Origin of the sequence: Pyrococcus kukulkanii, assembly GCF_041647995.1 — an archaeon.
Classification (GTDB): Archaea; Methanobacteriota_B; Thermococci; order Thermococcales; family Thermococcaceae; genus Pyrococcus.
Genome location: NZ_JARRIB010000002.1, coordinates 368,499 through 379,628, shown reverse-complemented (window position 1 = coordinate 379,628; position 11,130 = coordinate 368,499). Strand labels below are relative to the sequence as shown.

Annotated in this window: 8 protein-coding genes and 1 CRISPR repeat array (1 of these 9 cut by a window edge); of the genes, 2 read left to right on the top strand and 6 right to left on the bottom strand. The window is 43.9% G+C overall.

The window, feature by feature from the left end; all coding sequences use genetic code 11:
- Positions 1-1,950: direct repeats of the CRISPR family, unit length 30 nt; unit sequence GTTCCAATAAGACTAAAAGAGAATTGAAAG; it reaches 1,206 nt to the left of the window's first position.
- Between the two features lie 73 nt (positions 1,951-2,023).
- Complete coding sequence (aor, locus tag P8X24_RS06135) at positions 2,024-3,847, bottom strand: aldehyde ferredoxin oxidoreductase (protein ID WP_372914615.1); 1,824 nt, start codon at positions 3,845-3,847, stop codon at positions 2,024-2,026.
- Between the two features lie 79 nt (positions 3,848-3,926).
- Positions 3,927-4,226: a hypothetical protein gene (locus P8X24_RS06130; RefSeq protein WP_372914549.1), complete on the bottom strand. Its 300-nt coding sequence runs from the start codon at positions 4,224-4,226 to the stop codon at positions 3,927-3,929.
- A 222-nt stretch (positions 4,227-4,448) separates the two neighbouring features.
- On the opposite strand from P8X24_RS06130, the gene P8X24_RS06125 reads away from it, so the two are divergent.
- Together P8X24_RS06125 and aspS are read left to right on the top strand one after the other, a co-directional pair.
- The gene (locus P8X24_RS06125) at positions 4,449-5,690 is read left to right on the top strand and encodes a sugar phosphate nucleotidyltransferase (protein ID WP_372914548.1); all 1,242 of its coding nucleotides are present in this window, start codon (positions 4,449-4,451) and stop codon (positions 5,688-5,690) included.
- Between the two features lie 57 nt (positions 5,691-5,747).
- Positions 5,748-7,064, top strand: coding sequence for an aspartate--tRNA(Asn) ligase (gene aspS / locus P8X24_RS06120; RefSeq protein ID WP_372914547.1), 1,317 nt, complete (start codon positions 5,748-5,750; stop codon positions 7,062-7,064).
- 31 nt (positions 7,065-7,095) lie between these two features.
- Here aspS and P8X24_RS06115 read toward each other — a convergent pair whose 3' ends face one another.
- The 4 genes from P8X24_RS06115 to P8X24_RS06100 form a co-directional block, all read right to left on the bottom strand.
- Positions 7,096-8,082 (bottom strand): M48 family metalloprotease, encoded by a 987-nt coding sequence (locus tag P8X24_RS06115; protein ID WP_372914546.1) that lies wholly within the window; start codon positions 8,080-8,082, stop codon positions 7,096-7,098.
- Between the two features lie 125 nt (positions 8,083-8,207).
- Positions 8,208-10,001 carry a glycoside hydrolase gene (locus tag P8X24_RS06110; RefSeq protein ID WP_372914613.1) on the bottom strand — a complete coding sequence of 598 codons (1,794 nt, stop codon included), beginning with the start codon at positions 9,999-10,001 and terminating at the stop codon, positions 8,208-8,210.
- Complete coding sequence (locus P8X24_RS06105; RefSeq protein ID WP_372914545.1) at positions 10,001-10,408, bottom strand: hypothetical protein; 408 nt, start codon at positions 10,406-10,408, stop codon at positions 10,001-10,003. The genes P8X24_RS06110 and P8X24_RS06105 overlap by 1 nt, the downstream gene beginning before the upstream one ends.
- Complete coding sequence (locus P8X24_RS06100; RefSeq protein ID WP_372914544.1) at positions 10,408-11,121, bottom strand: RAD55 family ATPase; 714 nt, start codon at positions 11,119-11,121, stop codon at positions 10,408-10,410. The genes P8X24_RS06105 and P8X24_RS06100 overlap by 1 nt, the downstream gene beginning before the upstream one ends.
- Positions 11,122-11,130: the final 9 nt, after the last annotated feature.

The window sequence follows — 11,130 nt, the reverse complement described above, 5'->3', positions numbered from 1 at the left end:
TAGCACAAATTTACAGGGGAGCAGTGGAGTTCCAATAAGACTAAAAGAGAATTGAAACAAGAAGTCTGGCTCCAAAATCACGGAAGGATACAAGGTTCCAATAAGACTAAAAGAGAATTGAAACGAAGGGAGAATCAAACTCCTCCTGGCCAGATGGATAGGTTCCAATAAGACTAAAAGAGAATTGAAACTAGACGCCTGTCCTCGGGCTTCATCTCCAGCAAGTCCTCGTTCCAATAAGACTAAAAGAGAATTGAAACTGAATATTGCTATGTTCTTCGAGTGGAAGATTGGCTGTTCCAATAAGACTAAAAGAGAATTGAAACACTATACCACTCAACCACACCATTCTCTACCCTGAGCGTTCCAATAAGACTAAAAGAGAATTGAAACCTATTGTGACGGGAGGAGCACACTTTACTATATTACCCCGTTCCAATAAGACTAAAAGAGAATTGAAACTAGGTAGGTAAATCCAGAATGCCCTCTTGTGCCCTTGTTCCAATAAGACTAAAAGAGAATTGAAACTTAGGAGCTGCTGGATCTTCTCGATATAAATGGCCTTTCCAAGTTCCAATAAGACTAAAAGAGAATTGAAACTTACAACAACACCTCCAAGAGCTTCTTGACGGAGGGGAGTTCCAATAAGACTAAAAGAGAATTGAAACACAGTCTCATGCCTGTGGTTTTCCTCCTCATAGTATGGTTCCAATAAGACTAAAAGAGAATTGAAACAGTACGGCAAAATCTGATCTGCTGAGGTTCACTGCAGTTCCAATAAGACTAAAAGAGAATTGAAACTGAACAAATCCCACATGTCAGAGCTCTTTATGATAATGTTCCAATAAGACTAAAAGAGAATTGAAACCTGATTATCATACAAGTATGCCTAGCCTCAATAATGAGTTCCAATAAGACTAAAAGAGAATTGAAACTCTAAAATTGAATTAACAATAATCTCATTTATCTTTTGTTCCAATAAGACTAAAAGAGAATTGAAACGAGGTTTTATACACCAAGTTGGCAGACGGGAAGTATTAGTTCCAATAAGACTAAAAGAGAATTGAAACCGCACACGCTAGCACCCTCTTGAACATGTAGTAGTCGGTTCCAATAAGACTAAAAGAGAATTGAAACGGCGGTGGTGGGAACCGGCCGGCCGGGTGCGTGTGGGTTCCAATAAGACTAAAAGAGAATTGAAACAGATAAAAGTGCTCTACAATAAGGAAACAAGCTGGTGGTTCCAATAAGACTAAAAGAGAATTGAAACTTTGGAGTTTAGGCATTGCTGCTATTTCAGGTCTGGCGTTCCAATAAGACTAAAAGAGAATTGAAACGTTCGAGACAGTAAGAGAATCAGGTGGTTTCTCAAAGGTTCCAATAAGACTAAAAGAGAATTGAAACAACAGGTAAGTGGTTCTCTTGATGACCCTCACATCCAGTTCCAATAAGACTAAAAGAGAATTGAAACCGTTTCAGCCCAACTACTGCCCTCTTGTTAAATAGCCTATCCGTTCCAATAAGACTAAAAGAGAATTGAAAGCTCGATACTTGCATTCAAGCTCAAAATCCTCGACCCCAGGTTCCAATAAGACTAAAAGAGAATTGAAAGATTATGTAGTTGCCTGTGATTGACGAACCGTAATCGCGTTCCAATAAGACTAAAAGAGAATTGAAAGGAAGGTAGTGGAGGAGATCGCCAACTTCATAGCGGCATTGTTCCAATAAGACTAAAAGAGAATTGAAAGCTCGAAGAGGCACAATACCGCTTGGAGAGGCTCAAGATCAGGTTCCAATAAGACTAAAAGAGAATTGAAAGGATGATAACGAGGATAAAATCAGTGAAGAAAGTGCGTTCCAATAAGACTAAAAGAGAATTGAAAGTAGATCTTCTTTAGAAATTCTGCAAGCTCCTTGACCGTTCCAATAAGACTAAAAGAGAATTGAAAGCTTAAAAACAAAAACTAGAATATTGCCCCCAGTAAGAGCTAAAATAAAAATCCAAAAAAGAACAGACAGGAGATCACATGAACTCCTCAAGCCCAAGCTCCTTAAGCTTCTCCTCTGGAATTCTTCCGTCTTCTGTCCATCCTCTGAACTTGTAGTACCTTGGTAGCATCTCCTTGAGCCTAACCACGTGTCCCTTATGTGGACCCTCTGGCATTGGCTCTTCAAGGAGCCTCTTAGGTAATGTGTCCTCCTTGAGTGGATCAAGACCAGCTTTAAGGTTAAACAATCTCTCGGCGTTCCATATTCTCTCTCCTATCTTGAGGTAGTCTTCGGTTGAGAAGTCCCAGCCTAGCGCTGCATTTAGGAGATCCCTGTAGTCATCAGCCCCAAGTCCAAACGTTGTGAAGACACAGAGGCCAGCAGCATCAATTAACGCCGTAAGATCCTGGAACAGGATGACCATCTTAACCTTCTCGTCGCTTATGTCGTGCGGATCCATCTTGTATGGGTAACCCAGGATCTCAGGGCTTATCATGTACTGCTTGATGTGACAGCCTCCCCTGTTGTTGGTCGCGTAACCAAGTCCGTGACCCTCGGCACCTCTCGGGTCATAGGCTGGAAGTTCCTGCTTTTTAACGCCCATGAAGTACTCGAGGCCATTGAACTTTTCAGCCAACCTGTAGCCTCCCTCTGCAAGGACATCGCCAAAGCCCTCCCTAGTTGCTATCTTGTGGATCCAGTAGTGTAGCACTTCAGTGTTGCCGAACCTGAAGGGCGGAACGTTGTCTCCTCCGATGTCTTCTTGCTTGAGCAGGCCCCTCTCGTAGAGCTCCATCGCTGTTGCTAAAGTTCCACCGAGGCTTATCGTGTCCATTCCGTACTCATCGGCGAAGTGATTAGCTTCGATTATCGCAGCTAAATCATTAATCCCAAGGTTGGCACCTAAGGCCCAAGTGCTCTCGTACTCCGGTCCCTCGGTAACTCCTAGGGTTGGCAACTTGTTGACCCTTCCACAGCCTATTGGACAGGCAAAGCACGGCTTATTCTTGATTAGATATTTAGCGGCCATTGCCTCACCGCTCTGCTCGTAGGCATATTTGAACACTCCAGTCTGGAAGTTTCTCGTTGGGTAGAGTCCGTTCTCGTTAATTATGTTCACGAGAACGGCGGTTCCATACTTCGGCAACCCTCCACCGGCAACTGGATCCTTCTTGAGCTTTTCAATCTTCTCCCTGACTACCTCCATGAACTTCCCTTTGTCAGCGACCTCCACCCTCTTGTGTCCCCTAACTACTATTGCCTTGAGATTCTTGCTTCCCATAACCGCTCCAACTCCACCTCTTCCCGCGGCCCTGTGTCCATTGTTCATCACTGCTGCAAACCTAACTTTGTTTTCTCCGGCCGGTCCAATGGAGGCTATCTGAACGTTCTTGTCCCCAACTTCTTCCTTTAACTTTTCCTCGGTCTCGCTTACGAGCTTGCCCCAGAGGTGGGAGGCGTCTCTAATTTCAACGCTCTCTTCGTTAATGTAAATATACACGGGGTGGTCTGCTTTCCCCTCAACAATTATGGCATCCCACCCTGCGAACTTAAGCTCAGCACCAAAATAGCCGCCCGAGTTTGCCATCGCTATATATCCCGTCAGGGGGCTCTTGGTTATCACCATGTACCTTCCGCCCGTTGGAGCAGAAGTTCCCGTTAGCGGGCCCGTTGCAAATATAAGCTTGTTCTCTGGACTGAAGGGGTCAACCTTTGGATCCATCTCCTTGAGAAGGTAGTAGATCCCAAAGCCCCTTGTACCAAGCCATTTCTTAGCAAAGTTCTCGTCGAACTTCTCTTCCTTAATCGTCCCATCAGAAAGGTTTACTCTTAGAATCTTGCCCCAATACCCATACATAGAGAGCACCGAGAACTATCTTTACATTTATCCATATAAAATTTTGCGAAAACAAAATAAGTCCCGGAAAATTGTCATGTTAAACAGTTTTGCTAACCCCAAGCCACTTATCCAAGGTCTGGGGATTCCTCCTCCGCTCCCTAAGCGTTAGTACGTAGAGTCTTCTCCCATTCTTTGCCCTTCTTATCGTAAGTTCTCCAATGCTTTCTAAGAACAAGAGAACCTCCTTAGCTTCCCTCTCCTTTAATCCAAGGGCTTCTTCAACAACTCTCCAGTACGGCTCAGAATCGGCAATCTCAATGAGCTTTTTGAGTATCTTCTTTGCAACTTTAACTTTCTCATCCCCCAATGAGACTTTGAATTTCTTGTACTCAAGCATAATACAATAATTAAAATACAACCTTAATTACTTTTCTAATTCCTGGGATTTCTGCTGATAAGCATATAAAATAATAACGTTTAACATTTTGGAAATTCTTCAAAGTGTTGACACTAAACTTCCCCCTGATTAACTATAAATGACGAGTTTTTGAGAAAAATCTTGACCTTTATGAAGTGAAAATTTTATAAAAGTGAAATCTGAGATCTTGACGGTGATAACATGAAAGCTGTAATTCTTGCGGGAGGTTTTGGAACTAGATTGAGGCCTATTTCATCAACAAGACCAAAGCCAATGGTTCCCGTCCTCGGGAAGCCTAACCTTCAGTACATTCTTGAGGCCCTGGAGAAGGTTAGCGAGATTGACGAGGTTATACTTTCAGTACACTATATGAGGGGCGAGATTAGGGAGTTCATTCAGGAAAAGATGCAAGACTATCCTAAGGACATTAAGTTCGTTAATGACCCAATGCCTCTAGAAACCGGTGGAGCCTTGAAGAACGTTGAGGATTACGTGAGCGATGACTTCTTGGTTATCTATGGTGACGTGTTCACGAACTTCAACTACTCCGAACTCATAGAGGCCCACAAGAAGAACGATGGGCTGATAACAGTTGCACTAACCAAAGTGTATGATCCAGAGAGGTTCGGTGTTGTTATCACGGATGAAGAGGGCAAAATTATAGAGTTCGAGGAGAAGCCCAGGAAACCAAAGACGAACCTAGTTGATGCAGGAATTTACGTGGTCAACAAGGATGTTCTGAAGGAGATACCAAAGAATAAAGAGATCTACTTTGAGAGGGAGATTTTGCCAAAGTTCGTAAGCCAAGGCTTAGTTTATGGATACAAGATGCCAAAGGAATATTATTGGGTTGACCTTGGAACTCCGGACGATCTGTTCTATGCTCATCAGATAGCCCTTGACGAGCTTGCCAAGGAGAATGGCTACCTCATCTTGGGGGAGAACGTGGAGATTCCTGAGGATGTTGAGGTTCAAGGTCCAGTGTACATCGATAACAACGCAAAGATAGGACATGGGGTCAAGATAAAAGCCTACACGTACATAGGCCCGAACACGATAGTTGAGGAGAAGGCCTACATTAAGAGGTCAATACTACTTGGCAACGACATAGTGAAAGAGAGGGCCGAGCTAAAAGATGCAATCCTGGGAGAGGGAGTCGTCGTTGGGAAGAACGTCATAGTCAAGGAAAACGCAGTTGTGGGAGACTACGCAAAGATCTATGACAACCTTGTGATCTATGGAGCAAAAATACTCCCATGGAAGAAAGTTGAAGAGTACGAGGCGTACATAAGGATCAAGCTTGATCCGACAAAAGTGAGACCCGAACTAACCCCAGACAGGTGTCCTCTCGGCTTGCCAGAGTGTATCTACAAGAAGTTCAAGGCAATCGCCGGAGAGAAGCCTCCGTGTGATGAGTGTATAGAGAACCAGTGGCTCTTCTGATTTCCCTCTTTTCTAAAAATTTAAAAGCCCTTAATTTTTCTTCACTCGGGGGTTGAAATGTTAAGGACGCACTATTCTAGCGAGATAACCAAGGAGCTCAACGGGAAGAGGGTTAAAGTTGCCGGCTGGGTTCAGGAGGTTAAGGATCTGGGAGGGATAAAGTTCGTCTGGATAAGGGACAGGGAAGGGATAGTGCAGGTAACGGCTCCAAAGAAGAAGGTTCCCCAGGAGATATTCAAGCTCATTCCCAAGCTCAACAGTGAAGATGTAGTGGTCGTTGAGGGCATAGTTAACTTCACTCCCAAAGCAAAGCTTGGCTTTGAGGTAATCCCAGAGAAGTTCGAGGTGATAAGCAGAGCCCAGACCCCACTCCCCCTCGATCCCACGGGAAAGGTCAAGGCTGAGCTTGACACTAGACTAGACAACAGGTTCATGGACGTGAGAAATCCGAAAGTTATGGCGATATTCAAGATAAGATCGAACGTGTTTAGGGCCGTGAGGGAGTTCTTCTACAACGAGGGCTTCATAGAGATCCACACGCCAAAGATAATTGCCACGGCAACCGAGGGAGGAACTGAGCTGTTCCCAATGAGGTACTTCGAGAACGATGCATTCCTCGCTCAATCACCGCAACTTTACAAGCAGATGATGATGGCAACCGGGCTTGATAAGGTCTTTGAGATAGCCCCAATCTTTAGGGCTGAAGAGCACAACACTACGAGGCATTTAAATGAGGCCTGGAGCATAGATGCAGAGATGGCTTTCATAGAGAACGAGGAAGAAGTTATGGATCTCCTCGAGAGGTTAGTCGTTTACACGATCAAGTACGTGAGAGAGAACAACGGGAAGGAGCTTAAAATTTTAGAGTTCGAGCTTGAGGAGCCAAGGCAACCCTTCCCCAGGATAACGTACGATAAGGCCCTCGAGATTTTGGCTGATTTGGGCAAGGAGATCCCTTGGGGTGAGGATATAGATACCGAGGGGGAGAAGTTGTTAGGCAAGTACATGAAGGAGAACGAGGGAGTAGAGTTGTACTTCATCTACAGGTACCCAAGCGAGGCCAAGCCTTTCTACATAATGAAGTACGATGATAAGCCAGAGATCTGTAGGGCCTTCGATCTAGAGTACAGGGGCATTGAGATAAGTTCCGGAGGGCAGAGGGAGCACAGGCACGACATATTGGTGGAGCAAATAAAGGAGAAAGGATTAAACCCAGAGAGCTTCGAGTTCTACCTAAAAGCTTTCAGGTACGGAATGCCACCCCATGGAGGTTTTGGACTTGGAGCCGAGAGGCTGATAATGAGGATGCTTGACATTGGAAATATTAGGGAGGTCATACTGTTCCCCAGGGACAGGAGGAGGCTAGTCCCCTGAACTTCAAAATTTTTTGTAGAGGGAATGGGAGCTATCTAATTTCTTGTAGCCTCCGTAGGCATACATAGGCCCTTGCTGGGGTTGATGGATGCGTCGAGAATACAGTTTTTAGTACATCCAAGACATTTATATTTAACATATATCCGTCGGCGAACCCAGGCACAATGTAAAGCATCGCTCTTAAGCTTGGTCTCCCAAATCCAAGAACGGATTTCTTTCTTGCCATGTTTTCATAATATTGCTCTATTTTAAGTAACACGCTTGTGATGTAGTTATCTTTTAGGGAATCGATAGCAACGAGATCCGCAAGGTGCTCTCTGACTCTTCCAAATGCCAAGACTGGTATCATTACAAGAGATCCAAGAACTAGTAGGAATAGTGCGGCTAAGAACATCCATACTACTCCTACTACTTTTGCAAGAGCACCCTTTTCATCGCGGGAAGGTGTTGGGGATTGTGCGTAAAGAATGGCTCCAATTAGTAAGCTATATCCAAGTACTTGGAGGAGATATGGGAGCAAACTTAATCCCATTGTAAATCCATTATCAAAATGCACTATATGTCCCACTTCATGGGCAATAACAGCTCTTAACTCGTTTTCATCGAGTATACTCAATAACCTTTTGTCAATTACTACCACGTTCTTTAGTATATTTGAGACGGCAAACGCATTTGGGGCACCAATGTCAGCAACGTAAACATCTATCCTCCTGTTAAACCTCCGAGACCTAGCAAGATCGTTTGCAAATTTAGCTAGGTCTTCCCTCCCTATACTTTCTACGGAAACTTTCTCCAATCCGAAGACAAAAATAATTGGATATATTAAGTACTGGATTGCAAAGATTACCAAGAGTATCAACAGTAACCAAAGGCTAGCTCCCGAGAATATTGCTATGACAAGAATTGCAGCAAGAGATAGTGCTGCTAAGACAAACGTTAAGCCTCTTGTCGCTTTCAAGACATTATCCGTTCTTGGGAGGATAGTTTTATAGTAGACTATCCATGAGATAATGGCCATTATTGCAATTACTATTACCGGTATCAGAACATTATATCCTCTCTCATATATACCACCAGAAGGATAACAATAAAAACAAGATAAAAATTACTGTTGGCAATTTTAACAATATTGTTTAAATAAAGTTAATCTTTCCCCCTGTGCTCGCACCACTCCCTGTTCTCCCACTTTCCATGCATCTCCCCTGGGATGTGGCCGGTGTCTGGAACTGCCTCCTCTAAGTCATATAGGGTGTCTATGACGCTCCTCATGTCTTGGGGAAGATCTCTTTTCCCAACGTACAGGGCGGCCCTCGTGACAACATTGTACTTACTATTTGGCACTTCGCTCTTCAACGACTCGAACCATGCTTTCTCAGTAGTCTCCCAGCCCTCTAACCCTTTCATCCTGAAGAGGTCATAGTCATAGTACAGCTGGGGAAATGCCAATAGTTTCATGTACTCCAGGAATATGTAATTGGCCCTGTCCTCATTCTCTTCGAGGTAAAGCTCCATTAGCTCGATGAGAGCTTTACTTATCACAGCAACGTTTTCAAAGGTAACCCTAGTATCTATATTCTCCCAGAACCTTGGGCAGGAGTGGTTCGCTAAGAGCATCAAGTAGTAGATTCTCCCAAGCTTCAAAGCCAGGGAGGGATCAACATCCTTTATTGGCTCCATAACGTAGTCAACGCTCGTATCGAGCTCAAAGTACTCGTAGTGCTCCCTGAAGAAGATCCTTGCATACCTAACCAGGAACTCCTTTATCGCCTCCATATCCCCAACTCCGCGAGCCCTCAGCATGTCAATTACCCCAAACCTTATGGCTCTGTTTAATTCTCTAAAGAGCTTCATGAAAGCATACTTCCAGAGTTGGGAAACTTTTCTATCTCTATACAATCTGTTGATTACAACGTTGTCTTCTCTCCTTACACCGGTCCATCTCATGTCACTCGTTCTTCCGTCCACGCTTAGGTCAAAATAGTCACTCCAGCTTGAGTAGTCCTTAACGTTTATCCTGAAGCTCTCACTACACTCTCCTGGAAGGGATTTGTACTCTCCAGATGTTTTCCTCCTTATGAATTCAGCAACGTTGACTATTTCAATTCCCCTCTTCTTGAGCCCGTCTATCCAGCCCAGGAACTTGTCTAATTGTTCTGGATTAGCAACTAAACTCTCAAGGTCACTTGACAGGAAGACTAGGTACTCTATCCCCTCCTTCTCCTTGAATACATCAACGCAACCTTCGGCTACTGCCCGTATTAAGCCCTCAATATCGAGGGTGTTGAACGCAAAGGCATCACTTATGTAATGTACCCTGCCAAAGACGAACGCGCTCTTTCCATTGCACAGGTATTTGTTACAGGAAAATCTTGCCTGCGGGATATTTATCCCTATGAATTGTCTCTCGTCTAGGAGGAATACCACGTCTTTATCGGTCGCCTCGGTAACGATCTTAGCAGTCTCCTTAGTTATTACATTTTCTGGAAGCCAGAAAGCTACTACTTGCTTTCTAGCTATGAAGGGCTTGTAGAAGTCAAATGAAACTCTTGCGAGGATCTCCTGCTCAAAATGGCCTAAGTGAGGCATTATTGGATGAAAGGGTACTGTTACAACAGGTTCAACCTGAGTTTCCAGTGTTTCCGTTATCTCTCCGTATATCTTTGGTTTATACTTGAGAACCATGTAAAGTGTGAAGGGTTCGAAGTCAACACTTACCGATCCTTCATCCAGCATTCTAAGTGTATCATCAACGTACTCATATGCCTTAATCATTGCCCTAGTCCAGTTTCTCCCCTTGACTTCCTCGTCCCTTATCTCTAACGCTACTGGACTAAGCCTTTCCGAGTACTTTATCGGATCCCAGCCAGAACCGTCGTGAACGTATATTATATCGCTAGGTTGATAAGCATGGAAATGGTACGTGAACTTCATGAACATCACTTAACCCTCCTAGTCAATATTCGGGGCAAGCTCAGCCCTTTAAATCCCCTTAATATCTTAGGCATTTCTTCCTTTTTTGGAAACCCGTGAACTTCATCTGTAGTTTTTGGTAATATTTTAACTTTCCTGGGCTTAACTTTCATCTTTTCGCTATCTTCCTTCATTAATCCCGAGTGTATCCTTCTGGCTCTCTCTTTTTTGCCTGCTTCCTTGCCTTCCTTATAAGCGTATTTGACCTCCTCGTATACTCCAAGTTTCCTTGCCTCAGCGTATAGTTCTCGGCGTATCTCGGCTACCCATCCTGCCCAGTCGACGTGGCCATAAAGCCCTACATAAAAACCAAATAAATAGGCCCTTTTGATGATATTCTTTTCACTTAATATCTCCTCAATCTCGTCTTTCATTACTCCTCGACCTCGAAGGGAGATTTATTATAAACTACAAGTCCCCTATCGGTGAATTTAAGGAGCTTCAAGTTGGGATCGTGTTTTATGCCCCTCATCTTAAATATCTGGATAGCTCGGATCATCCTCCCCTCATGCATGAAATAGTGGAGCATTATTATTCCACTAACGAGATAGTGTTCTTCAGAGTACTTATCTAAATCTATCATTTCCGCTATTAGGTAAGCGGTAACACCAAGATCCTCAAGTCCTCTAATGAACTTTGCCAGCTCGACCCTCTTTTCCACGGGATCCTGTTGTGGAAAATCTATTGCCGTTAGTGGGTCTATTACCAAGCGGGTTACTTTTTCGTCTTCAACAATTTCCTTTATCCTTGAAAGCACACTCCTCCAAGTTGGAACCCTTGTAGACTCCCTCCAAAGTATAGGGCCTAAATCGAATAGCATGAGCTTCCAGGTATTCACATAAGCGTATATTGAAGGGTCAAACCTAACCATGTCCTTAACTACCTCTTCTGGCTTATGAATTAAGGATATATATGCCGTTTTCTCCCCTCTTTTTGCCCCTTCAAGAAGAAATTGCATCCCGAAGGTAGTTTTCCCACTTCCCGGGGGTCCAATTACAAGATAAACTCTCCCTGGGATTAAGCCACCTTCTATTAGTTCATCTAACCCCTTAACACCAGTTGATACTCTCTCAGAGTATAACTGCATAATCATCAC